21 protein-coding genes are annotated in these 22,842 nt (G+C 65.4%); 15 read left to right on the forward strand and 6 right to left on the reverse strand.

Features of this window, described 5'->3' with window-relative positions:
* Window positions 1-35 precede the first annotated feature (35 nt).
* Window positions 36-1,541 carry a glycerol-3-phosphate dehydrogenase gene (gene glpD / locus QMX83_RS11120; RefSeq protein WP_282296695.1) on the reverse strand — a complete coding sequence of 502 codons (1,506 nt, stop codon included), beginning with the start codon at window positions 1,539-1,541 and terminating at the stop codon, window positions 36-38.
* Window positions 1,542-1,666: 125 nt separating this feature from the next.
* Window positions 1,667-2,299: an OmpW family outer membrane protein gene (locus tag QMX83_RS11125; protein WP_282296696.1), complete on the reverse strand. Its 633-nt coding sequence runs from the start codon at window positions 2,297-2,299 to the stop codon at window positions 1,667-1,669.
* 192 nt (window positions 2,300-2,491) lie between these two features.
* On the opposite strand from QMX83_RS11125, the gene QMX83_RS11130 reads away from it, so the two are divergent.
* From QMX83_RS11130 to lpdA, 4 genes are all read left to right on the forward strand, one after another.
* A complete protein-coding gene (locus QMX83_RS11130; protein WP_282296697.1) occupies window positions 2,492-3,013 on the forward strand; it encodes a DNA-deoxyinosine glycosylase in 522 nt (173 codons plus the stop codon).
* A gap of 200 nt (window positions 3,014-3,213) precedes the next feature.
* Complete coding sequence (aceF, locus tag QMX83_RS11135) at window positions 3,214-4,941, forward strand: dihydrolipoyllysine-residue acetyltransferase (protein WP_282296698.1); 1,728 nt, start codon at window positions 3,214-3,216, stop codon at window positions 4,939-4,941.
* A 35-nt stretch (window positions 4,942-4,976) separates the two neighbouring features.
* Entirely contained in the window at window positions 4,977-5,630 is a 654-nt protein-coding gene (locus tag QMX83_RS11140) for a hypothetical protein (protein ID WP_282296713.1), read from the forward strand.
* Between the two features lie 17 nt (window positions 5,631-5,647).
* Complete coding sequence (gene lpdA / locus QMX83_RS11145) at window positions 5,648-7,447, forward strand: dihydrolipoyl dehydrogenase (protein ID WP_282296699.1); 1,800 nt, start codon at window positions 5,648-5,650, stop codon at window positions 7,445-7,447.
* Between the two features lie 51 nt (window positions 7,448-7,498).
* On the opposite strand, the gene QMX83_RS11150 is transcribed toward lpdA, so the two are convergent.
* Entirely contained in the window at window positions 7,499-8,317 is an 819-nt protein-coding gene (locus QMX83_RS11150) for a hypothetical protein (protein ID WP_282296700.1), read from the reverse strand.
* Window positions 8,318-8,794: 477 nt separating this feature from the next.
* On the opposite strand from QMX83_RS11150, the gene QMX83_RS11155 reads away from it, so the two are divergent.
* The 10 genes from QMX83_RS11155 to QMX83_RS11200 all read left to right on the forward strand — a co-directional run bounded on the left by QMX83_RS11155 (window position 8,795) and on the right by QMX83_RS11200 (window position 18,171).
* The gene (locus QMX83_RS11155; protein ID WP_282296701.1) at window positions 8,795-9,163 is read left to right on the forward strand and encodes a hypothetical protein; all 369 of its coding nucleotides are present in this window, start codon (window positions 8,795-8,797) and stop codon (window positions 9,161-9,163) included.
* Window positions 9,164-9,199: 36 nt separating this feature from the next.
* Entirely contained in the window at window positions 9,200-9,994 is a 795-nt protein-coding gene (gene atpB, locus QMX83_RS11160; RefSeq protein WP_125361390.1) for a F0F1 ATP synthase subunit A, read from the forward strand.
* A gap of 64 nt (window positions 9,995-10,058) precedes the next feature.
* Entirely contained in the window at window positions 10,059-10,367 is a 309-nt protein-coding gene (gene atpE / locus QMX83_RS11165) for a F0F1 ATP synthase subunit C (protein WP_282296702.1), read from the forward strand.
* Window positions 10,368-10,478: 111 nt separating this feature from the next.
* Window positions 10,479-10,949 (forward strand): F0F1 ATP synthase subunit B, encoded by a 471-nt coding sequence (locus QMX83_RS11170; protein ID WP_125361394.1) that lies wholly within the window; start codon window positions 10,479-10,481, stop codon window positions 10,947-10,949.
* A 3-nt stretch (window positions 10,950-10,952) separates the two neighbouring features.
* Entirely contained in the window at window positions 10,953-11,480 is a 528-nt protein-coding gene (locus tag QMX83_RS11175) for a F0F1 ATP synthase subunit delta (RefSeq protein ID WP_282296703.1), read from the forward strand.
* A gap of 44 nt (window positions 11,481-11,524) precedes the next feature.
* Complete coding sequence (gene atpA, locus QMX83_RS11180) at window positions 11,525-13,072, forward strand: F0F1 ATP synthase subunit alpha (RefSeq protein WP_282296704.1); 1,548 nt, start codon at window positions 11,525-11,527, stop codon at window positions 13,070-13,072.
* A gap of 73 nt (window positions 13,073-13,145) precedes the next feature.
* Entirely contained in the window at window positions 13,146-14,009 is an 864-nt protein-coding gene (gene atpG / locus QMX83_RS11185; RefSeq protein ID WP_282296705.1) for a F0F1 ATP synthase subunit gamma, read from the forward strand.
* A gap of 38 nt (window positions 14,010-14,047) precedes the next feature.
* Window positions 14,048-15,454, forward strand: coding sequence for a F0F1 ATP synthase subunit beta (gene atpD / locus QMX83_RS11190; RefSeq protein WP_282296706.1), 1,407 nt, complete (start codon window positions 14,048-14,050; stop codon window positions 15,452-15,454).
* Window positions 15,455-15,456: 2 nt separating this feature from the next.
* Window positions 15,457-15,879 carry a F0F1 ATP synthase subunit epsilon gene (locus QMX83_RS11195; RefSeq protein ID WP_282296707.1) on the forward strand — a complete coding sequence of 141 codons (423 nt, stop codon included), beginning with the start codon at window positions 15,457-15,459 and terminating at the stop codon, window positions 15,877-15,879.
* 78 nt (window positions 15,880-15,957) lie between these two features.
* Window positions 15,958-18,171, forward strand: coding sequence for a hypothetical protein (locus QMX83_RS11200; protein ID WP_282296708.1), 2,214 nt, complete (start codon window positions 15,958-15,960; stop codon window positions 18,169-18,171).
* Between the two features lie 6 nt (window positions 18,172-18,177).
* Here the strand turns inward: QMX83_RS11200 and QMX83_RS11205 are convergent, their stop codons facing one another.
* Window positions 18,178-18,561: a GtrA family protein gene (locus QMX83_RS11205; protein WP_282296709.1), complete on the reverse strand. Its 384-nt coding sequence runs from the start codon at window positions 18,559-18,561 to the stop codon at window positions 18,178-18,180.
* Between the two features lie 82 nt (window positions 18,562-18,643).
* Here QMX83_RS11205 and glmU point away from each other — a divergent pair, with 82 nt between their 5' ends.
* Window positions 18,644-20,008 carry a bifunctional UDP-N-acetylglucosamine diphosphorylase/glucosamine-1-phosphate N-acetyltransferase GlmU gene (gene glmU, locus QMX83_RS11210; RefSeq protein WP_282296710.1) on the forward strand — a complete coding sequence of 455 codons (1,365 nt, stop codon included), beginning with the start codon at window positions 18,644-18,646 and terminating at the stop codon, window positions 20,006-20,008.
* A 71-nt stretch (window positions 20,009-20,079) separates the two neighbouring features.
* Here glmU and QMX83_RS11215 read toward each other — a convergent pair whose 3' ends face one another.
* Together QMX83_RS11215 and QMX83_RS11220 are read right to left on the reverse strand one after the other, a co-directional pair.
* Window positions 20,080-21,435, reverse strand: coding sequence for an ATP-binding protein (locus QMX83_RS11215; RefSeq protein WP_282296711.1), 1,356 nt, complete (start codon window positions 21,433-21,435; stop codon window positions 20,080-20,082).
* The gene (locus QMX83_RS11220; RefSeq protein WP_282296712.1) at window positions 21,432-22,775 is read right to left on the reverse strand and encodes a sigma-54 dependent transcriptional regulator; all 1,344 of its coding nucleotides are present in this window, start codon (window positions 22,773-22,775) and stop codon (window positions 21,432-21,434) included. The genes QMX83_RS11215 and QMX83_RS11220 overlap by 4 nt, the downstream gene beginning before the upstream one ends.
* Window positions 22,776-22,842: the final 67 nt, after the last annotated feature.

Below are 22,842 nucleotides of genomic sequence, written 5' to 3' on the forward strand. Positions count from 1 at the left end.
GAATGGGGGCGGTAGCGCCGGCCGTTGGCCGGCCCTCATGATGCGTCCGCAGTCCGTGTCACATGGTCGCCTAGATACGCGGCCAACGCCGCCTGCTGCGCCGCATCCAGCGCCAGCCCGAGGTGACTGCGCCGCCACAGCAGGTCATCCGCTTCGCATACCCATTCGTGCGCCACCATGTGATCCACCTCGCGCTGGTACAGCTGCGCGCCAAAATGCATGCCCAGCGCGCCAACATCCTGCGCCTCACCCAGCAATGCGGCGGCGCGACTGCCGTGCCGATGCGCGAGCCCGCGCAGCAGCGCGACCGGCAGTGACGGGTAGTGCGACTGCAGATCCGCGAGCACGCTGTCGAACGCTCCCTGCGCACCGCCAGGCAGCACCGGGCCGTTCGCGGTCCACGCTGGCTCGCTCCGGCCCAGCGCCACAGCCAGCTGGTTCACCGCTTCCTCGGCCAGCACGCGGAACGTGGTGAGCTTGCCTCCCAGTACGTTGAGTATCGCGGCCTGCTGGTCATCCAGCTGCAGGCGGTAATCGCGGGTGACCGCCGCCGCCTCCTGGTGGTGGTCGGCCAGCAGCGGGCGCACGCCGCTGAACTGCCACACGACCTGCTCAGGCGTCACCGGCGTGCGCAGCCATCGACTGGCGGCCGCGCAGAGATAATCCACCTCCGCCGCATTGGCGCGCACCTCGGCCGGGTCGCCGTCGTAGTCCAGGTCGGTGGTGCCGATCAGGCTGTAGTCGTCCTCGAACGGCAGCACGAACACCACGCGCTTGTCTGGCTGCTGCAGCAGGTAGGCGCTGTCGTGGTCGTACAGGCGCGGCACCACGATGTGGCTGCCCTGCACCAGACGCAGGCCGATGGGCGCGTCCATGCCGGCGCGCTCGATCAGATTGCCGGCCCACGGGCCGGTGGCGTTGGCGACCGCGCGGGCGCGCAGCCGGATCATCTGCCCATCATGCTGGCGCAACACGGCATACCAGTGGTCACGATGGCGGATCAGCTGTTCGCAGCGGTTGCGGGTGCGGATCTGCGCGCCGCGCGCCTGTGCGTCCAGCGCGTTCAACAGCACCAGTCGTGCGTCATCGACGCGTGCATCGCTGTAGCTGAAGGCCGTGCGCAATGGCTCGCGTAGCACCGCGCCGCGTGGGTCGCGCCGAAGGTCCAGTCGCCGTGCATGCGGGAACGCAGGCCCTGCGTCGGCCAGATGGTCGTACAGCCATAGCCCGGCGCGTACCATCCACGCCGGCCGTCCCGGCGATGCCTGCGGCACGATGAAGGCCGTGGGGGTGACCAGATGCGGGGCCAATCGGTGCAGCACATCACGCTCGCGCAGCGCCTTTCGTACCAGCGCGAACTGTCCGTACTGCAGATAGCGCAGCCCGCCGTGAATCAGCTTGGTGCTGGCGCTGGACGTATGTGCGGCCAGGTCGTCCTGTTCGCACAGGCATACCGACCAGCCCCGACCCGCCGCGTCGCGGGCAATGCCCACCCCATTGATGCCTCCCCCCACCACCAGCAGGTCCAGCATGTCCTCCATCGGCACCTCCCGGTGTGCGGGGTCGTTGCGGCCACTATGCGGGGCGGTGAGGCAAGGACAAATGAAGATCGCTCAAACGACAACGGGCTCCCGAAGGAGCCCGTTGTGTGCGCAGGGACGTTGAATCAGAAGCGTGCGCCGATACCGAAGCCCACGGTCCACGGGTCCAGCTTGGCTTCTTCGCCGGTGCTGCGGCCGTTGACAGTCACGTCCGGGCGCGCATGCATGTAGCGCGCATCAGCACGGGCGAACCAGGTGCTGTTGATGTTCATGTCCACGCCGACGGTGCCGATCGCACCCTTGGCGGTTTCCAGGCCCACGTGGCCCACGTCACTGGCCAGGTTTTCATTGCTGAAGTTCGACTCGTAGTAGCCCACGCCCACGAACGGACGGAACACGTTGTCGGCCTGGCCGAAGTGGTACTGGCCGCTCAGCGCTATCGGCTGCTGCTCCACCGTGCCCAGCTTGCCCGCCGGGCCGCGCACGCGATGGTTGAACTTGTCCGCCGCGCCCCACAGTTCCACAGCCCAGTTGTCGTTGATGTAATAGCTGAAGCTCAACGTCGGCGCAGGACCGCCATCAACCTTCTTGATGCCGTCCACCGGATCGTTCTTCGGCTGCAGCAGCGACACGCCGCCGACCACGGCAAAGTGCTTGCCCGAAGCGGTGTCGTCAGGGGTGGAATCCTGCGCGAATGCGGCCGGTGCGAAGGCGAGGGCAGTCAGCGTAGCCAGGGTCAGGGTATGAATGGAGCGCATGGGGGAATCTCCTCAGGTATTTTTTGTTCTTGGCCCCCTTGTTGCGGGGCGAGGCAAACGTAGTCCTCGCAACATGAATCGCATCCGACGCACGTTAAAAAATAGTTCGTTCTGTTCAGCGAGCAGCGCATGTCACGCGTCATGGCGTAGGTTTGCGCGAACACGGACATTCATGCAGCTGGAGATCATGTGATGGAAATTGCCCGATGCATCGGCTTGCCTGCGCAGACGGACGCGCAGTGTCGCGTGCTGGTGCTGGGTTCCATGCCGGGCGTGGCGTCACTGCAGGCCGCGCAGTACTACGCGCATCCGCGCAATCGCTTCTGGCCGTTGATGGCTGCGCTGACCGGATTGGATCACGCCTTGCCGTATGCGCAGCGGCTGCAGGCGCTGCGTGCGCACGGGATCGGCTTGTGGGACGTGATCGGGCAGTGCGAGCGGCGCGGCAGTCTCGATGCCGACATCGTGCGCGGCAGCGAGGTGGTCAATCCGCTGCCGGCCTTGATCCAGCAGTTGCCGCACCTGCGCGCCATCGCCTGCAACGGGGGCACCGCCCATGCGGCCTGGAAGCGCTACGTGCAGCCGGCGCTCGACGCCCGCGCAGCGCCTCTGCCGGTGTGGTCGCTGCCGTCCACCAGCCCGGCCAATGCCGGCTGGTCGCTGCCGCGCCTGACCGCGGCCTGGCAGCCGGTGGCGGACGCGCTGGCGCAATAGCGGCGCTGGGCGCAGGACAATACGGTACCGACTGGAAATGCGGTGCCGTGCGCCAAATCCGGGAAAAGGCCATGAACGGCGGCACCTGCAACAGGCTGTCCCGGGACAGCGGTGCTGAAAATTGCCTCAGCCGGTTGGCGCTGACGCCTCCTGCCCCCACAATAGGCGATTCCCTACACCAGATTGCCGGAGTTATCCCCATGGCCGAAATCAAGGAAGCACTTGTCCCCGATATCGGTGACTACAGCGATATCCCGGTAATCGAGGTGCTCGTCGCCGTTGGTGATACCGTCAAGAAGGATCAGGGCCTGGTGACCCTGGAGTCGGACAAGGCCACGATGGAAGTGCCGTCGTCGGTTGCCGGCGTGGTCAAGGAACTGAAGGTCAAGGTCGGCGACAGCCTGTCCGAGGGCAAGGTCGTGGCGCTGATCGAAGTGGCCGAAGGCGCTGCTGCACCGGCTCCTGCCGCAGCTCCGGCTCCCGCCAAGGCCGCCCCGGCCGCCGCCCCGGCCCCGGCCACCCAGAGCGCGTCTGCCGCTGCGCCGGCTCCGGCCGCTGCGGCCGCCTCCGCAGGTCCGGTGGAAGCCACCGTGCCCGACATCGGCGACTACACCGACATCCCGGTGATCGAAGTGCTGGTGGCCGTGGGCGACACGGTCAAAAAGGATCAGGGTCTGGTGACCCTGGAATCGGACAAGGCCACGATGGAAGTGCCGTCGTCGGTTGCCGGCGTGGTCAAGGAAATCAAGGTCAAGGTCGGCGACACCCTGTCGCAGGGCAAGGTCGTGGCGATCATCGAGGCCGAAGGCGCTGCTGCGCCGGCCCCGACCCAGGCGGCTGCGGCGGCTGCCCCGGCGGCTGCCGAGACCGCGACCAAGGTTGAGCCGGTCGCCGTGCCGGCCCAGCCGGACAAGCTGGCCGCTCGCGAGATCGCGGCTGCTCCGTCCGCGGGTGCGCCCAGCACCCCGCCGGTGCAGTTCAACGCCGACAGCGTGCTGCCCTCCAAGGTGCCGTACGCCACTCCGGCCGTGCGCGTGTTCGCGCGTGAACTGGGCGTGGACCTGAACCAGCTGAGCGGCACCGAAAAGGGCGGCCGCATCACCAAGTCCGACGTGCAGAAGTTCGTCAAGTCGGTCCTGACCGGTGCCGCTGCTGCCGCTGGTGCCGGCCCGGTGGCCGCCGGTGGTGGTCTGAACCTGCTGCCGTGGCCGAAGGTCGACTTCAGCAAGTTCGGCGAGGTGGAAACCCAGCCGCTGTCGCGCATCAAGAAGATTTCCGGCGCGAACCTAGCCCGCAACTGGGCCATGATCCCGCACGTCACCCAGTTCGAGCAGGCCGACATCAGCGACCTGGAAGCCCTGCGCGTGGCCCTGAACAAGGAAAACGAGAAGGCCGGCATCAAGCTGACCATGCTCGCCTTCCTGATCAAGGCCAGCGCCGCGGCGCTGAAGAAGTTCCCCGAGTTCAACGCCTCGCTGGATGCCAGCGGCGAAAACCTCACCCTGAAGAAGTACTTCCACATTGGCTTTGCCGCTGACACCCCGAACGGGCTGGTCGTGCCGGTGATCCGCGACGTGGACAAGAAGGGCGTGGTGCAGATCGCGCAGGAAACCGGTGAGCTGGCCAAGAAGGCCCGTGACGGCAAGCTGGGTCCGGCCGACATGAGCGGCGGCTGCTTCTCGATCAGCTCGCTGGGTGGCATCGGCGGCACCGCCTTCACCCCGATCGTGAACGCACCGGAAGTGGCCATCCTGGGTGTCTCCAAGTCGTCGATCCAGCCGGTCTGGAATGGCAAGGAGTTCGAACCCAAGCTGATGCTGCCGCTGTCGCTGAGCTACGACCACCGCGTCATCGACGGTGCCCTGGCCGCGCGCTTCACCACCTACCTGTCGCAGGTGCTGGCCGACATGCGGCGCGTGCTGCTGTGAGGCACGCTGGACATGTAGAGCCGGGCTCTGCCCGGCTGCAGCGGGGCAGAGCCCCGCTCTACGCATTGGTGCTGCTGGGGCTGATCGTCGCCCCCGGCGCTTCGGCGGCCTGCACCACCGACCTGGGTCATGGCTGGCCACCGGCCGTAGGCAACTACGGTCAGGCCGTGGAAACCCTGTTCGAGGGCCAGGCCAAGCCGATGCTGTCGCTGGTGACCCTGCCCACCAGTGGCGTGGAAACCGGGGTGGCGTTGCTGCCCGGGACCCAGGAGCAGGAATGGACCCTGCGCTACAGCCGCGCCGACAAGCGCGTCTACAACTGGAACAACAACGTCCGCAGCGGCGGTCTTGAGCTGCGCGTGGACCAGGAACCTGACCAGTACCAGGTCAGCATTCCGGCCGCGCTGGCGCAGCGCCTGGTGCGCAGCTGGCGTGCTGCCCTGGATTCGGCGGTCCCCGCCGAGCGCAAGGCTCCGGTCAGCGAAGGCGAGGTGCTGTCGTTCCAGGTGGATGGTCAGCGCTACAGCGGTTCGCGTTGGTCGTGCGGGGCCGGCAAGCTGATGATGAAACAGGTGGCGCTGCTGATCGAAGCCAGCGACACGAAGGAAAAGAAGCTCGACCGTCGCTGGCAGGATCTGGACGAGTCGCTCGACGAACTGCAGGAACTGCTCGCCGGCAAGGCCGGCTGAGCACCAGGAGAACAACAATGGCCACTATTGAAATCAAGGTTCCCGACATCGGCGATTACAACGACGTGCCGGTCATCGAGCTGCTGGTTGCCGTGGGCGATACGGTGAAGAAGGACCAGGGCCTGGTCACGCTGGAGTCGGACAAGGCTACGCTGGAAGTGCCGTCCTCGGCTGCCGGCGTGGTCAAGGAACTGAAGGTCAAGCTCGGCGATACCTTGTCTGAAGGCGATGTGGTGGTGGTGCTGGAGGCTGAAGGTGCCGCCGCTGCGCCGGCCGCTGAAGCGCCCAAGGCCGCCGCACCGGCCAGCAAGCCGCCGGTGACCCCGTCGCACCGCGCCCCGGCTGAGCCGGCCGCGCCGAAACCGGCGCTGTCCTCGGGCAAGCCGGCCGATATCGAATGCAAGATGGTGGTGCTGGGCGCAGGCCCGGGCGGTTACACGGCCGCGTTCCGCTCGGCTGACCTCGGCGTGGACACCGTGCTGATCGAGCGCTACGCCAGCCTCGGCGGCGTCTGCCTCAACGTCGGCTGCATTCCGTCCAAGGCGCTGCTGCATGCGGCAGCGGTGATCGACGAAGTGGCCCATGCCGGCGACTTCGGCGTGGAGTTCGGCAAGCCGACCATCACCCTGGACAAGCTGCGCGGCTACAAGGAAAAAGTGGTCACCCAGCTGACCAAGGGCCTGGCCGGCATGGCCAAGCAGCGCAAGGTGCGTACCGTGCAGGGCGTGGCCACCTTCGTTTCTGCCAACGAGCTGGAGATCGTCGGCGACGACGGCACGACCCAGCTGCTGCGCTTTGAACAGTGCATCATCGCGGCCGGCTCGCAGGCGGTGAAGCTGCCGAACTTCCCGTGGGACGACCCGCGCGTGATGGATTCCACCGATGCGCTGGAACTGGCCGAGGTGCCGGGTTCGCTGCTGGTGGTGGGCGGCGGCATCATCGGTCTGGAAATGGCCACCGTGTACGGTGCGCTGGGCAGCAAGGTGACCGTGGTCGAGTTCATGGACCAGCTGATGCCAGGTGCCGACAAGGACCTGGTCAAGCCGCTGGCGGACCGCCTGAAGAAGCAGGGTATCGAGGTGCACCTGAAGACCAAGGCGGCCGGCGTGAGCGCCGACAAGAAGGGCATCACCGTGACCTTCGAAGCGGCCGCCGAGGGCGAAACCCCCGCGCTGGCACAGGGCACCTTCGACCGCGTGCTGGTCGCCGTGGGCCGCTCGCCGAACGGAAAGAAGATTGCCGCCGAAGCGGCGGGCGTGCAGGTCACCGACCGCGGTTTCATTCCGGTCGACCGCCAGATGCGCACCAACGTTCCGCACATCTTTGCCATCGGCGACATCGTCGGCAACCCGATGCTGGCCCACAAGGCCACGCACGAAGGCAAGCTGGCGGCTGAAGTCGCCGCGGGCGAGAAGAAGGAGTGGGTGGCGCGGGTGATTCCGTCGGTGGCCTACACCAACCCGGAAATCGCCTGGGTCGGCGTGACCGAAACCGAAGCCAAGGCCAAGGGCCTGAAGGTCGGCGTGGCCAAGTTCCCGTGGGCGGCCAGCGGTCGCGCCATCGGTATCGGCCGTACGGAAGGTTTCACCAAGCTGATCTTCGACGAAGACACCCACCGCATCATCGGTGGTGCCATCGTCGGTGTGCATGCCGGTGATCTGCTGGCCGAGATTGGCCTGGCCATTGAAATGGGTGCCGAAGCCGAAGACATCGGCCACACCATCCATGCGCATCCGACGCTGAGCGAGTCGGTGGCGATGTCGGCGGAGATCTACGACGGCACGATCACCGATCTGTACATCCCGAAGAAGAAATGACGCACACAAAAAACCCGGCGATCGCCGGGTTTTTTGTGGGTTTCGTTTGGCTCAGAACATCACGCTGATACCCGCCACCGGGCCCTTGAACTCCTGCTTCAGGCCGATGACGCCGTCGCTGCCCTTCTGGTCCACGTCCAGGCGGAACCAGTCATAGCCGGCGAACAGGCCGAAGTTCTTGGTCATGCGGTAATCGACAATCACGTTGGCGCGGGTCAGGTCACCTTCGTAATCGTCGAAGCTGCCCCAGTCGGTATTCAGGTACTGACCCTGCGCGGTGATCATCCACTTCTCCGACGGGGTGATGGTGAAGCGCGCGCCCACCACCGGTGCCACGCCATCCGTGCTTTCATCCAGGAACTGGCCTTCATACAGCGTGCCGACCGAGGCGTAGCCCTTGGTGCTCACCTTGGCGTACTCGGCGCCGAGCTGCAGGCCCAGATCGAAGGTGTCGGTGTCGACCACCGAGTAGTCGTACACCAGGCTGGCCACCTGGTACTTCAGTTCGCCCTTGATGAAGCTGCCTGCCGGCACGGTCTCGTCGCCGAAGCTGATGCCTTCATCCAGCGTCTCGCGGCGGTCCTTGTCGTACTTGAAGTAATTGAAGATCAGGCGCTGACGGTCGCTGATCCGGAACAGGCCATCCACGCGCGGCTCCCATTCCTTGCCCCCCAGCTTGAAGTCTTCCGAGAAGCTCAGGTCCTGCCCGGCCACCGTGGTGCTGCCGCGGATCGTGTTGTCCGAGTCGATGTTCATCGCACCCAGGCGCAGCGCGAAACGGTCATCACCCTCGGCGGCGTGTGCGCTGCCAGCATGTGCCAGCGTGGCCAGGGCGAGAGGAAGGGCAAGCAGTGAGAGCGACAGGCGCATGAGGAAGGATCCTTGCAGTGATTCGAAGAAGTGGAATCACTGTGCGCTGCGCCAACGTCCACCATTCGTGAACGTATGGTGGACGGCACGTGTACCGTTCAGTCGAGGGCGGCCGGGCTGTGACCGGCTTCGCGTTTTGCGCGGCCGGGGAAAGAAGGTGGCCCCGGAGAGAGCTCGGGGCCACCTGGCAGTGGCCTGCAACAGGGCGTCGACGAGGATGAAGCGACAGGCCGATTGAACAGACCTGTGCCTGCGACCAAAGTTCAATATGGTGCAATGCGGCATCGAAAGCGTCACCGTGTGACGCGATTGGACCGCCCCGGAACCCAAAAACTGTGGCGATGCAGCAACTTGCGACCATTCGGGATGAACAGGGGGCGGTTGTCTCGCAAATTGTCCCGTTGCTATAATTTGGCGGCTCGACGAGGCGCTTGTTACCGCCTTGGCCATTCTTCCCACAAACATGCAGGACTTCGTGTGCTGAACTCCGTTGCTGCGGGTCGGCGACTGATGCTGCGCGCTGCGGTCTACCCGCTGGCCGCAGTGGCTGTCCTGGCGCTGATCTTCCTGCTGCTGGTAGGCCCGAAAGCCGCCCTCGGGGCGTTGGCTCCGGGTGTTGCGATCGCCATCGGTGGCTCGATCGCGGCGCGGATGGCGTTCGGGGGCGGGGTGCAGGCGGCCGGTTCGGCGCTGCTCCGGCTGATCCTGGGCATGGTGGTGAAGCTGGTGCTCGTTTTTGGTGTCCTGGCGGTGTGTTTCGTGGTCTTCAAGCTGCCTGCCCTGGCGCTGCTGGCCGGAGTCGCCGTCGGATTGATGTTCCAGGCTCTGGCCATGGCCAGGCTCTGATTCCCTTTTATTTATTTAACTCAAGGTTCCGGACACATGGCAGGCGAGGCGCTTACACCCACCTCCTACATCCAACATCACCTGCACAACCTCACCTTCCATATGCAGGAAGGCGGTTTCTGGGCGATCCACGTGGATACCATCGTGACCTCGGTCGCGCTGGGTCTGCTGATGGTGTTCGGCTTCTGGCTGGCCACCCGCAAGGCCACCGCCGGCGTGCCGGGCAAGTGGCAGGCGTTCGTCGAGATCTGCCTGGAGTTCGTTGACCGCCAGGCCAAGGACACCTATCACGGCACCAGCAAGCTGGTGACCCCGATCGCCATCACCATCTTCTTCTGGATCCTCTTGATGAACCTCGTCAAGATGATTCCGGCCGACTTCATCGCGCTGCCGCTGGAAGCCCTGGGCATCCCGTACTGGAAGCCGGTGCCGACCGCCGACGTCAATGCCACCCTGGGCATGTCGATCAGCGTGTTCTTCCTGATGCTGTTCTTCTCGCTGCGCGCCAAGGGCTTTGGTGGTTTCACCAAGGAATTCCTGACCGCTCCGTTCGGCAAGTGGATGATGCCGTTCAACCTGATCCTCAACATCGTCGAGTGGCTGAGCAAGCCGATTTCGCTGGCGATGCGACTGTTCGGCAACATGTTCGGCGGCGAAATCGTCTTCCTGCTGATCTGGGTGCTGGGCAGTGCAGGTATCGTCGGCGCCATCGCCGGCGGTGCATTCGGCCTGGGCTGGATGCTGTTCCACCTGCTGGTGATTCCGCTGCAGGCGTTCATCTTCATGATGCTGTCCATCGTGTACCTGAGCCTGTCGGAAGACGCTCACTGAGTTTTCGCTTCACCCTTCATCCGTTTCATTACCCTTAGCTACTAATTAGTTCCAGGAGATAACCATGTACTTTGCCGCCGTCCTGACCAACTTCGCGCAGATTCAGAGCTCCACCGCCCTCGCCGTCGGCATCATGATCGGCCTGGCCGCGCTGGGTGCCGGTCTGGGCCTGGCCATCATGGCCGGTAAGTTCCTGGAGTCGGCCGCCCGCCAGCCGGAACTGATCCCGGTGCTGCAGGTCCGCATGTTCATCACCGCCGGCCTGATCGACGCCGCGTTCATCATCTCGGTCGCCGTCGGCCTGCTGCTGGCCTTCGCCAACCCGCTGAGCTCGGTCTTCGCCGACGCCGTGTCCAAGGCTCTGGCCGGCTGATCCAGCGGATTGAAACGAACGGGTGCCATACGACACCCGCTCGCGGATGAAGGACCGGGTGCGCCGCTTTGGTGGCGCACCCACCCCGTCACCCCAGATTGAGCGAACCCCATGGAAATCGGTTTTACCCTCGTTGCCCAGGCACTGGCGTTCGCCGGTCTGATCTGGATCATCGCGACCAAGATCTGGCCGCCGTTGATGAATGCCATCGAAGAGCGCCAGCAGAAGATCGCTGAAGGCCTCGCCGCTGCTGACCGCAGCCAGAAGGATCTGGCCCAGGCGCAGGAAAAGGTCAACGAAGCCCTGAAGGACGCCCGCACCAAGGCCAACGAGATCATCGATCAGGCCCACGCGCGCGCCAACCAGATCGTTGAAGCCGCCAAGAACGAAGCCATCGTTGAAGCCACCCGCCAGAAAGAACTGGCCCAGGCCGAAATCGATGCGGCTGCCAACCGTGCCCGCGAAGATCTGCGCAAGCAGGTGTCGGCACTGGCTGTGACCGGCGCTGAAAAGCTGCTCAAGCGCGAAATCGACGCCAACGCCCACAAGGCGCTGCTCGACGAGCTGGCCTCGGAGATCTAAACGATGAGCCAGGCCCTCACGCTTGCACGCCCGTATGCCCGCGCCGCGTTCGCGACCGCGCGCGACGAAGGCACGTTCGCGCCGTGGTCGGACGCGCTTGCGTTCTCCGCCCACGTGGCCGCCGATCCGCGCGTGTCGGCCCTGCTGTCGAACCCGGAGCTGGGCCGTGACGATGCCGTCGCGCTGCTGGCTCCGGCATCGGCCAGCGAGACCTTCGGTCGCTTCCTGAGCCTGCTGGCTGAGGCGCACCGTCTGCCGCTGCTGCCGGAAATCGCAGGCATGTACGACCAGCTCCGCGCCGAAGCCGAACACGTGGTCAAGGCCACGGTGACCTCGGCCGCCGAGCTGTCTTCCGCTGAACTGGACGCCATCAAGGCCGCGCTGCGCAAGCGCTTCGGCCGCGATGTGGAAGTGACCACGGCGGTCGACGCTTCGCTGATCGGCGGTGCCGTGATCGACGCCGGTGACGTGGTGATCGATGGCTCGCTCAAGGGCAAGCTGTCGCGCCTGCAGACCGCGCTCGCTAACTGAATTCATTTAACGTCCGGCGTGACCGCCGGCACTAGGACTTGACGATGGCAACCACGCTCAACCCCTCCGAAATCAGCGAACTGATCAAGAACCGCATCGAGAAGGTCAAGCTGGCCGCGGAATCGCGCAACGAAGGCACCGTGACCAGCGTGTCCGACGGCATCGTGCGCATCTTCGGTCTGGCCGACGTGATGCAGGGCGAAATGATCGAACTGCCGAACAACACCTTTGCCCTGGCCCTGAACCTGGAGCGCGACTCGGTCGGCGCCGTGGTCCTGGGTGGCTACGAGCACCTGCGCGAAGGCGACGTGGCCAAGACCACCGGCCGCATCCTGGAAGTGCCGGTCGGTCCGGAAATGCTGGGTCGCGTCGTCAACGCACTCGGCGAGCCGATCGACGGCAAGGGCCCGATCGCCGCCCAGCTGACCGCGCCGGTGGAGCGCGTGGCTCCGGGCGTGATCTGGCGCAAGTCGGTCGACGAGCCGGTGCAGACCGGTTACAAGTCCGTCGACGCCATGATTCCGATCGGCCGCGGCCAGCGCGAGCTGGTCATCGGTGACCGCCAGACCGGCAAGACCGCCCTGGCCATCGACGCGGTGATCAACCAGAAGTCGACCGGCATCAAGTGCGTGTACGTCGCGATCGGCCAGAAGGCCTCGACCGTGGCCAACATCGTGCGCAAGCTGGAAGAAAACGGCGCGCTGGCCCACACCGTGGTCGTGGCCGCCACCGCTTCTGAATCGGCTGCCATGCAGTACATCAGCGCCTACTCGGGCTGCACCATGGGTGAGTACTTCATGGACCGCGGCCAGGACGCCCTGATCGTGTACGACGACCTGTCCAAGCAGGCCGTGGCGTACCGCCAGATCTCGCTGCTGCTGAAGCGTCCGCCGGGCCGTGAAGCCTACCCGGGTGACGTGTTCTACCTGCACTCCCGCCTGCTGGAACGTGCGGCCCGCGTCTCGGAAGAGTACGTCGAGCAGTTCACCAAGGGTGAAGTGAAGGGCAAGACCGGTTCGCTGACCGCACTGCCGATCATCGAAACCCAGGCCGGCGACGTCTCGGCATTCGTGCCGACCAACGTGATCTCGATCACCGACGGCCAGATCTTCCTGGAAACCGATCTGTTCAACTCGGGCATCCGCCCGGCCGTGAACGCCGGTATCTCGGTGTCGCGCGTCGGTGGTGCGGCCCAGACCAAGATCATCAAGAAGCTGTCCGGCGGCATCCGTATCTCGCTGGCCCAGTACCGTGAGCTGGCTGCGTTCGCGCAGTTCGCCTCGGACCTGGACGAAGCCACCCGCAAGCAGCTGGAGCGCGGTCAGCGCGTCACCGAGCTGATGAAGCAGAAGCAGTACGCCCCGATGTCGATCGCCAACCAGGCGCTGTCGATCTACGCCGTCAACGAGGGTTACCTCGACGACGTGCCGGTCGCCAAGCTGCTGGCCTTCGAAGAAGGCCTGCACGCCCACTTCGCCAACACCCAGGGCGAGCTGATCGGCAAGGTCAACGCCACCGGCGGTTGGGACAACGACATCGAAGCGGCCTTCAAGAAGGGCATCTCCGAGTTCAAGACCACCGGCAGCTGGTAAGCGTGTAGAGCGGGGTTCTGCCCCGCTTCACAACGACAACCGCGGGGTTCGCCCCGCGATACGGGAATAAGAGATGGCAAGCGGTCGCGAAATCAAAACCAAGATCAAGAGCGTGCAGAACACCCGCAAGGTGACCCGCGCGCTGGAGATGGTGTCGGCCTCCAAGATCCGCAAGGCGCAGGATCGCATGAAGACCTCGCGTCCGTATGCGCAGGCGATGAAGCAGGTGATCGGTCACCTGGCCCAGGCCAGCACCGACTACCAGCACCCCTTCCTGGTCCAGCGTGACGAGGTCAAGCGGGTCGGCTACATCGTGATCTCCTCCGACCGCGGTCTGGCCGGCGGCCTGAACAACAACCTGTTCCGCAAGATGCTGGGCGAAGTCCGCCAGTACCAGGAAAAGGGTGCCGAGATCGACGTGGTGACCATCGGCCAGAAGGCATCGACCTTCTTCCGCCGCATCAAGGTCAACATGGTCGGCAGCGTGACCCACATGGGTGACGTGCCGCACCTGGAGCAGTTGATCGGCGTGATCAAGGTGATGCTCGACGCCTTCACCGAAGGCAAGGTCGACCGCGTTTACCTGGTCTACAACCGCTTCATCAACACGATGGTGCAGAAGGCCAGCTTTGATCAGCTGCTGCCGCTGCCGCCGGCTGAAAAGCAGGTCGCGCACCATGACTGGGATTACCTGTACGAACCCGATGCCGCCACCGTGCTTGAGCACGTGATGACGCGCTACGTGGAGTCGCTGGTGTACCAGGCCGTGCTGGAAAACGTGGCCTCCGAGCATGCAGCGCGCATGGTGGCGATGAAGTCGGCCAGTGACAACGCGAACAAGCTGATCGGAACCCTGCAGCTGGTCTACAACAAGGCCCGCCAGGCAGCGATCACCCAGGAAATCTCCGAAATCGTCGGCGGCGCGGCAGCAGTCTGACGCGCACAGTCAAAGCATTTAAATTAGAGGATGCAGCAATGAGTCAGGGCAAGATCGTTCAGATCATCGGCGCCGTCGTCGACGTGGAATTCCCCCGCGAATCCGTGCCGAAGGTGTATGACGCACTGAAGGTGGACAACACCGAAATCACGCTGGAAGTCCAGCAGCAGCTGGGCGACGGTGTCGTCCGCTGCATCGCGCTCGGCTCGACCGACGGCCTGAAGCGCAACCTGGTTGCCACCAACACCAACCGCGCCATCTCGGTGCCGGTCGGTGCCGGCACCCTGGGCCGCATCATGGACGTGCTGGGTCGTCCGATCGACGAAGCCGGCCCGGTGGCCGCCAGCGACAGCTGGGAAATCCATCGCGAAGCCCCGTCGTACGAAGACCAGTCCCCGGCCACCGAGCTGCTGGAAACCGGCATCAAGGTCATCGACCTGATGTGCCCGTTCGCCAAGGGCGGCAAGGTCGGTCTGTTCGGCGGTGCCGGCGTCGGCAAGACCGTCAACATGATGGAACTGATCAACAACATCGCCAAGGCGCACAGTGGTCTGTCCGTGTTCGCCGGCGTGGGTGAGCGTACCCGTGAGGGCAACGACTTCTACCACGAAATGAAGGACTCCAACGTCCTCGACAAGGTGGCGATGGTCTATGGCCAGATGAACGAGCCGCCGGGCAACCGTCTGCGCGTCGCCCTGACCGGCCTGACCATGGCGGAATACTTCCGCGATGAGAAGGACGAAAACGGCAAGGGCAAGGACGTGCTGCTGTTCGTCGACAACATCTACCGCTACACCCTGGCCGGTACCGAAGTGTCGGCACTGCTGGGCCGTATGCCGTCGGCCGTGGGTTACCAGCCGACCCTGGCCGAGGAAATGGGCGTTCTGCAGGAACGCATCACCTCGACCAAGAACGGTTCGATCACCTCGATCCAGGCCGTGTACGTTCCCGCGGACGACCTGACCGACCCGTCGCCGGCGACCACCTTCGCCCACCTGGACTCGACCGTGACCCTGTCGCGTTCGATCGCCTCGCTGGGTATCTACCCGGCCGTCGATCCGCTGGACTCCACCAGCCGCCAGATGGACCCGCTGGTCATCGGCCACGAGCACTACGACACCGCCCAGCGCGTCCAGCAGACCCTGCAGAAGTACAAGGAACTGAAGGACATCATCGCCATCCTGGGCATGGACGAACTGTCCGAGGAAGACAAGCAGGCCGTGTCGCGCGCCCGCAAGATCGAGCGCTTCTTCAGCCAGCCGTTCCACGTGGCCGAAGTGTTCACCGGCTCGCCGGGCAAGTACGTGTCGCTGAAGGACACCATCCGTGGCTTCAAGGCCATCGTCGATGGCGAATACGACCACCTGCCGGAACAGGCGTTCTACATGGTCGGCAGCATCGAAGAAGCGGTCGAGAAGGCCAAGAAGATGGCTGAGAAGGCCTGATCATGAGCACCATTCGTTGCGACATCGTCAGCGCTGAACAGGAAATCTTCCGTGGCGAAGCGACCCTGGTCGTGGCGACCGGTGAGCTGGGCGAGCTGGGCATTGCGCCCAAGCACGCCCCGCTGATCACCCGACTCAAGCCCGGCAAGGTCGTGGTCACCACGCCGAGCGGCGAGCAGCTGGACTTCGCCATTTCCGGCGGCATTCTGGAAGTGCAGCCGCAGGTCGTGACCGTGCTGGCTGACACCGCCATCCGTGCCGAGGACATCGACGAAGCCAAGGTCCGCCAGGCCAAGGAAGACGCCGAGCGCATGCTGGCCAACCGTGGCGAAGCCATGGACGTGGCCGAAGCCCAGCAGAAGCTGGCCGAGGCCGTGGTGCAGCTGCAGGCACTGGAACGTCTCCGCAAGACGCTCAAGCACTGACGTCCGCGCCAGGCATGACAATGAAAACGCCGGCATAATGCCGGCGTTTTCATATCTCGCTATACAGGGAAGCACGGAATGCAGGCAGTAGACAGCGTCAGCGCATCTGGCGCGAGGACGCGCGTATTTGCACGGCCGGACGTGACCTTCGCGGTGATCTGGTTGGTACTTGGCCTGCCATGGCTGGTCGGTGCCAAGGCGATTCCGTTCGACGCCACCCAGCAGTTCTTCCCGGCGGTGAGCTTCGTCGCGCAGCAGCTGCAGCAGCTGCAGCTGCCTTGGTGGAATCCCTATCTGTTCAGTGGCTACCCGCAGGTGGCCGACCCGCAGATGATGACGTTCCAGCCCAGCATGGTCCTGCCCATGATGCTCGCTCCCCAGTCGCTGTACTGGTTCGGCGTGGTGGTGATGCTGCATGTGCTGCTGTGCGGGCTGGGCGGGCTGCGTCTGGCACGACATTACGGTCTGCAGGCACTTCCCCAGCTGGTGTTCGCACTGGTGCTCACCTTCGGCGCCGTGGCCGCCTCGCGTCTGCAGCACACGCCGATGCTGGTCAGCTACGCCTGGCTGCCGTGGTTGTGGCTGGCCCTTTCGCGCCTGCGCCACCAGCAGCGCTGGCGTGACGCGGCTTGGGCCGGTCTGTTCGGTGGCCTGTGCAGCCTGCAGCTGACCCAGGTGACCTACTTCATCATCCTGGGCTGCGCGCTGTACGCACTCGCGGCCGTGGTGTTCGCGCCCGGTGCAAAGCGGCTGAAGCTGGTCCTGCAACTGGGTGCGGTGGGCGCGCTGGCCGCGCTGATCAGTGCACCACAGTGGCTGTCCACGCTGGCGTGGCTGCCTTTCACCAATCGTGCGGTGATCAGCCTGGAAGAAAGCGTGCAGGGGGCCACGCGCTGGCAGACACTGGCCACGCTGCTGTCGGGCAACGTGTTCGAGCAGGGACGCGGGACCTACTGGGGACCCGGCGACATCACCCAGGATTACCTGTATATCGGTGCGGTGCCACTGGCGCTGTGGCTGGGCTGGGGCGCGGCCGTGGTCAAGGCGCAGCCGCGCCGTGCACGGGTGGCGCTGGCCATCATCGTCTTCGCGGTGGCCTTCGCCCTGGGCGACCGCACGCCGCTGTTCCCGTGGCTGTTCGGCTGGCTGCCCGGCCTGGATCTGTTCCGCCGTCCGGCCGATGCCTTGTTCGTGGTCGTACCGATGGCTGCCTGGCTCTCGGCGCAGGCATTGCAGCAGGCATTGCGCACCAAACGGTTGCAGCCGCATCTGCCGTCATTGGCCCTGATGCTGGCCGTCGCAGGCTACACCCTGTGGCTGGTGCTCGAAGGCCACCTGCGTTCGCTGCTGTGGCTGGCGCTGAGTGCCGGCATCGGACTGTGGGCACTGCGCAGCGTTCGCCGCGCGGCCGCCGGCCATGCGCGGGCCGGTCGACTGCTGCTGGCGCTGCTGGTGGTGGACATGCTGGTGTTCAATGTCGGCACCGACTTCAACACCAGCAGTGCTGCCAAGTCCGTGCCGACGGCCAAACGCAGTGGCGGCACCCAGAGTGCCTACCGTGCGCTCACCGCAGAGCTCGGCGAGGGCATTCCGGAGCGCGCTGCGGTGTTCGGCCTGCCGGCGCTGACCAACGGAGCCGCCGCCTGGGGACTGCCGTTGGTGAACGGCTACAACCCGCTGATGACCCTGGACTACCAGCACATGGTGGGCACGCCGCCGTGGCCGCTGGCCCACGTGCAGGACGCGCCGGGCACCGCCTGGGCTCCCGACTTCAATGCACGCCTGTTCGACCTGCTGGGGCTGCGTTGGGTGGTGGCGGGCTCTGCCTTTCCGGGCGCGGCAGCGTTCGACGACCAGATCCAGTGGGCACGGCGTGACAGCGTGCTGCCACGCGTTCTGAACCCGCGCGCCGTGCAACGCCACGAAGGCCGCTACCCCGACCCTGCAGCGTTTGCCGCCACCGACTTCGCCACCACGCTGTGGTTGCCTGCCGACGCCGTGACCACGTGCCCGGACCACGCGGCCGCTCAGGTGCAGGTCACTCTGGAGGACTACCAGGCCAGCCAGATCCGCCTGCGCTACCACGCTGACGCGCCGGGCTGGGTGGTGGTCAATGAGCTGGACGCGATCGGCTGGCAGGCGAGTGCCAACGGCAGCGCATTGCCGATCATCCGCGGCAATGGCTTGTTCCGCGCGATCTGCGTTCCGGCCGGTGACGGCGAACTGACCGTCAGGTACAGCCCGACGGGACTGTGGAAGGCTGCATGGCAGGCGCGGGCCACCGCGCAGTAAGTCTGCTCAGCGAAATACCAGTCGACGCATCAGCAGGAATGACACGATTGCCAGACCGCCTTCGACCAGCGGTTTGGCCAGCCAGGCATAGGTGAGGCCCAGCTGCTGGGCCGCGGTGCTCACCAGCACGGTGCTGGCCACGGTCAGCACTGCCCACAGCAGCAGGAAGCGCGCAAAGCGCGACCAGCCCAGGCGCTGCACCCCGTCCTGGGCGAAGGTGTGCCGGCCATTGAGCCAGAACCCGAGCAGCATGCCGCCGATGCGTCCCATCAGGTTGGCCGGGACCACGGGTACGCCCAGCGCACTGGCGGCGACGAACAGGGCCCAGTCAATCCCGAGTTGAATCAAGCCGACGATGAGGTAGCTGCTGCCTTGGCGGATGAGGCTCACGAAGGTCACTGCGCGGGAAACGCACCATGTTAACCGCTGGCGCTCTAGAATCATCGGTAACGCCATTCCCTGTTGCCGTCCCATGACCCATCCCCTGCACGTCATCATCCTCGCCGCTGGCGCTGGCAAGCGTATGAAGTCCGACCTGCCCAAGGTGCTGCAGCCCATTGCCGGGCGTCCGATGCTGGCGCATGTGATCGACGCGGCGCGGGCCCTGCAGCCAGCCGCGATCCATGTGGTGTACGGGCATGGTGGCGAGGCGGTACGCGCGGCGTTTGCCGACCAGGGCGACCTGCAGTGGGCCGAGCAGCGCGAACAGCTGGGTACCGGCCATGCCGTGCAGCAGGCCATGCCACAGGTGCCCGATGCCGCCACGGTGCTGGTGCTGTACGGCGACGTGCCGCTGATCCGCGCCGACACCCTGCGTCATCTGCTCGCGCAGCCGGGACGTCTGGCCGTACTGGTGGCCGAAGTGGCCAATCCCACCGGCTACGGCCGCATCGTGCGCAACGCCGAAGGCCGGGTGGCCGCCATCGTCGAGCAGAAAGACGCCAACGATGAGCAGCTGGCGCTGCGCACCATCAACACCGGCATCATCAGTGCGGAATCCACCGCGCTGCGCACCTGGCTGGGAAATCTGTCCAACGCCAACGCGCAGGGCGAGTACTACCTGACCGACGTGTTTGCTGCCGCTGCCGCCGACTACACGCCGGCCGACATGGCCTTCGTGGCCGACGCGCAGGAAGCCGAAGGTGCCAATGATCCGTGGCAGCTGTCGCAGCTGGAGCGGGCCTGGCAGCTGCGCCAGGCACGCGCGCTGTGCGCGCAGGGTGCACGCGTGTTGGACCCCGCTCGCCTGGACATCCGCGGCACGGTGCGCGTGGGACGTGATGTGCAGATTGACGTCAATGTCATCCTCGAAGGCGACGTGGAGCTCGGCGACGGCGTGAGCATCGGTGCTTTCACCCGCCTGAAGGACGTGAAGCTGGCCGCGGGTACGGTGGTCAAGCCGCATTGCGATCTGGACGGCGTGATCAGCGAAGGCGCGGCCGACATTGGTCCGTTCTCGCGGCTGCGTCCGGGCACCGTGCTGGGCGAGGGTTCGCACGTGGGCAACTTCGTGGAGACCAAGAAGGTGCAGCTGGGCGCAGGCAGCAAGGCCAACCATCTGACCTACCTGGGTGATGCGGTCATCGGCAGCAAGGTGAACATTGGTGCCGGCACCATCACCTGCAACTATGATGGCGTGAACAAGTCGCAGACCACGATTGGCGACCATGCCTTTATTGGCTCCAACAGCTCGCTGGTGGCTCCGGTCACGGTGGGCGAGGGCGCCACCATCGCCGCCGGTTCGGTCATTACCCGCAATGCGCCGGAAGGTCAGCTCACTGTCGCGCGTGCCCGCCAGCAGGTCATTGAAGGCTGGCACCGCCCGGTCAAGAAGTGAGGGCGTGACGACCAACGGTCGTCACCCACCGTTCGGTAGGTAGCGACCGTTGGTCGTTACCCATTACCTCATTACCCCGGCAACAGGATCGACACGCACAAACCGCCTTCGCGGCGGTTCTGAAGCGCCACCCGGCCGCCATGTGCTTCCACGATCTCACGCGTGAGCGCCAGGCCCAGCCCGGTGCCGTTGCGCTTGGTGGAATAGAACGGCATCAGGGCGTTCTGCAGCACCGCCTCGTTCATGCCCTTGCCCCGGTCCAGCACCTCGATGCGCAGCCACTGCGGCAGCCGCGTGACCCGCAGTTCGACATCGTCATTGGGCGGATCGGCTTCACCACACGCCTCGTGTGCGTTCTTGAGCAGGTTCAACAAGGCCTGGCCCATCTGCGCGATGTCGATCCGGCCCTGCAGGTCTTCCGGCAGCTCGGCCATGCGGAAGGGAATCTGCAACTGCAGTCCGCCCAGGAACTGCGCCCACTGCACGTTCTGCAACTGCGGCTGTGGCAGCTTGGCAAAACGTGCATAGCCGCGGATGAAGCCCTCCAGATGTCGGGCGCGTTCCTCGATGGTGGAAAACACGTTCTCCAGCCGCTCGGTCTTGCCACGCCGCACCAGCTCGCCGCCGGAATGTGCCAACGACGCGATCGGGGCCAGCGAGTTGTTCAACTCATGGCTGATCACCCGGATCACCTTCTTCCAGGTCTGGACTTCCTGACGGCGCAACTCGGCGGTGAGCAGACGCACCAGCAGCAGGTCGTGCGGACGGCCGTTCAGATGGAAGTTGCGCCGCGACAGGTGATACACCTGTTCGTCGTCTTCATCCGGCTCCTGTCCGTCCTCTTCGGTCACACGCACCGCAAACAGGCTGTCGCCGCCGCGCATGATCGCGTCGCGCAGCTCCACCGGCATGGTCTCCAGCACGTCGTCCATGCGCTGGCCTTCCAGCTTCCAGCCGTTGTGCAGCAGCTTGCGTGCCGCCAGGTTGGAGAACACCACGCGCTGGATACCGTCCCCGCCATTGGCCAGCAGCAGCATCGACACCGGCGTGTTCTGCACCATGGTGTCCAGCAGCAGCTCACGCTGCACCAGGCCCTGGCGCTGCTCGCGCAGCACATCACCCAGCTCGCGGTGCGCCTTCACCAGGTCGCCCAGCTCATCATCGCCGGGCCAGTACACGCTGAAGTTGTACTCGCCGTCGCGGTAGCTGCTGGTGGTGCCCGACAGTGCACGCAGCAAGGAACGCACCGGTGCAGTGGCGCGACGCAGCGTCCACCACATCAACGCCAGCAGCGCGACCGTGGAGATCAGCGCCACCGCCCACCCGTGGTCCATCCAGTAGGCCAGCAACCACGGCCCGGCGGCGGCCAGCGCCAGCACCGGCAGCAGCCGCAGGAACAGTCGGAAGGTGAACGAGCGCCGGCTCATTCGCGCGGAATACCGTAACGATCCATGCGCCGGTACAGCGCCTGCCGGCTCAGTCCGAGCTCGGCCGCTGCCTGGGCAATGATGCCGTGGCTGTGGGCCAGTGCGGATTCGATGCGGCTGCGGTCCGGATCCACGGTGGGGGAGGCCGCACGCGGTGCGGCTGCCACACGCGGCAGGTTCAGGTCGGCCACTTCAATGCGATCTCCCTGTGCCAGCAGTCCTGCACGCTGGATCACGTTACGCAGCTCGCGCACGTTGCCCGGCCAGGGATGCCGCTGTAGTGCCGCCGCCGCGGCGCTGGACAACGGCTTTCCGTCAGCGAGGAAGCGCTCGGCCAACGGCAGGATGTCGCCGGGGCGCTCGGCCAACGGTGGCAGTGCCAGTTCCACCGTGTTCAGGCGGTAATACAGGTCTTCCCGGAACTGACCGTCGCGGATCATCGCCGGCAGGTCGGCGTTGGTCGCGCTGATGACACGCACCTTGACCTGTCGTTCGCGGTTGGAGCCCAGCCGCTCGAAGCGTCCGGTCTCCAGCACGCGCAGCAGCTTCATCTGCCCACCCAGCGACAGGTTGCCGATCTCGTCCAGGAACAGCGTGCCGCCGTCGGCGGCCTCGAACTTGCCCTCGCGCGCCTTGTTCGCGCCGGTATAGGCACCGGCCTCGCTGCCGAACAACTCCGCCTCGATCAGCTCGGCCGGAATCGCGCCGCAGTTGAGCGCGACGAAGGCTCCCTTCGCCACCAGCGAATTGGCCTGGATGATTTCAGCGATCTTTTCCTTGCCCGCGCCGTTGGGTCCGGTGATCAGCACCGGCAGATCCGAGCGCGCGACCTGGCAGGCGAGGCTGACCACGCGCTCGCTGGCTGGGTCTGCCACCACCGCTCCGCGCAGGTCATAACGCGACTCCAGCTGGCTGCGTGCGCGTTGTTCGCGCTCGCGGCGACGATCCAGTTCGCGCCGTGTTTCGGAAAGTTCCAGCAGGTTGTTGACCGTGGTCAGCAGCTTGCGGTCGTCCCAGGGTTTGGCCAGATAGTCCGCGGCACCGGCCTTGACCAGGTCCACCGCGCTGCTCAGGTGCGTCCATGCGGTCAGCAGGATCACCGGCAGGTCCGGATGGCGGGCGCGGATCTGCTGGAACAGCGCCTCACCTTCCTCACCCGACGTGGTGTCTTCAGTGAAGTTCATGTCCTGGATCACCAGATCCACCGGCTGCTCTTCCAGCAGGGCCAGGCCGGCTTCCGGCGACAGCGCATGTACGGTCTCGAGGTCGTGCAGCGAAAACAGCACGTCCAATGCCGTGGCCACGCTGGCGTTGTCGTCAATGATCAGGATCGAAGGCATGCGGCGGCGGAAGACGGGTCAGAACGCAGAGAGTACCGGAGCGCCGGGCCGCGCGGCAGTGCGGCCC

The organism is Stenotrophomonas sp. PS02289, assembly GCF_029960115.1.
In the GTDB taxonomy this organism is placed as follows: Bacteria; Pseudomonadota; Gammaproteobacteria; order Xanthomonadales; family Xanthomonadaceae; genus Stenotrophomonas.

Excerpts from the sequence above, each read along its gene's own strand:
- atpG (WP_282296705.1), top strand. The coding sequence starts at position 13,146 with ATGGCAAGCGGTCGCGAAATCAAAACCAAGATCAAGAGCGTGCAGAAC.
- QMX83_RS11215 (WP_282296711.1), bottom strand. The coding sequence starts at position 21,435 with ATGAGCCGGCGCTCGTTCACCTTCCGACTGTTCCTGCGGCTGCTGCCG.
- QMX83_RS11220 (WP_282296712.1), bottom strand. The coding sequence starts at position 22,775 with ATGCCTTCGATCCTGATCATTGACGACAACGCCAGCGTGGCCACGGCA.
- atpB (WP_125361390.1), top strand. The coding sequence starts at position 9,200 with ATGGCAGGCGAGGCGCTTACACCCACCTCCTACATCCAACATCACCTG.
- atpE (WP_282296702.1), top strand. The coding sequence starts at position 10,059 with ATGTACTTTGCCGCCGTCCTGACCAACTTCGCGCAGATTCAGAGCTCC.
- atpA (WP_282296704.1), top strand. The coding sequence starts at position 11,525 with ATGGCAACCACGCTCAACCCCTCCGAAATCAGCGAACTGATCAAGAAC.
- QMX83_RS11170 (WP_125361394.1), top strand. The coding sequence starts at position 10,479 with ATGGAAATCGGTTTTACCCTCGTTGCCCAGGCACTGGCGTTCGCCGGT.
- glmU (WP_282296710.1), top strand. The coding sequence starts at position 18,644 with ATGACCCATCCCCTGCACGTCATCATCCTCGCCGCTGGCGCTGGCAAG.
- glpD (WP_282296695.1), bottom strand. The coding sequence starts at position 1,541 with ATGGAGGACATGCTGGACCTGCTGGTGGTGGGGGGAGGCATCAATGGG.
- QMX83_RS11125 (WP_282296696.1), bottom strand. The coding sequence starts at position 2,299 with ATGCGCTCCATTCATACCCTGACCCTGGCTACGCTGACTGCCCTCGCC.
- QMX83_RS11150 (WP_282296700.1), bottom strand. The coding sequence starts at position 8,317 with ATGCGCCTGTCGCTCTCACTGCTTGCCCTTCCTCTCGCCCTGGCCACG.
- QMX83_RS11195 (WP_282296707.1), top strand. The coding sequence starts at position 15,457 with ATGAGCACCATTCGTTGCGACATCGTCAGCGCTGAACAGGAAATCTTC.
- atpD (WP_282296706.1), top strand. The coding sequence starts at position 14,048 with ATGAGTCAGGGCAAGATCGTTCAGATCATCGGCGCCGTCGTCGACGTG.
- QMX83_RS11130 (WP_282296697.1), top strand. The coding sequence starts at position 2,492 with ATGGAAATTGCCCGATGCATCGGCTTGCCTGCGCAGACGGACGCGCAG.
- lpdA (WP_282296699.1), top strand. The coding sequence starts at position 5,648 with ATGGCCACTATTGAAATCAAGGTTCCCGACATCGGCGATTACAACGAC.
- QMX83_RS11175 (WP_282296703.1), top strand. The coding sequence starts at position 10,953 with ATGAGCCAGGCCCTCACGCTTGCACGCCCGTATGCCCGCGCCGCGTTC.
- aceF (WP_282296698.1), top strand. The coding sequence starts at position 3,214 with ATGGCCGAAATCAAGGAAGCACTTGTCCCCGATATCGGTGACTACAGC.
- QMX83_RS11200 (WP_282296708.1), top strand. The coding sequence starts at position 15,958 with ATGCAGGCAGTAGACAGCGTCAGCGCATCTGGCGCGAGGACGCGCGTA.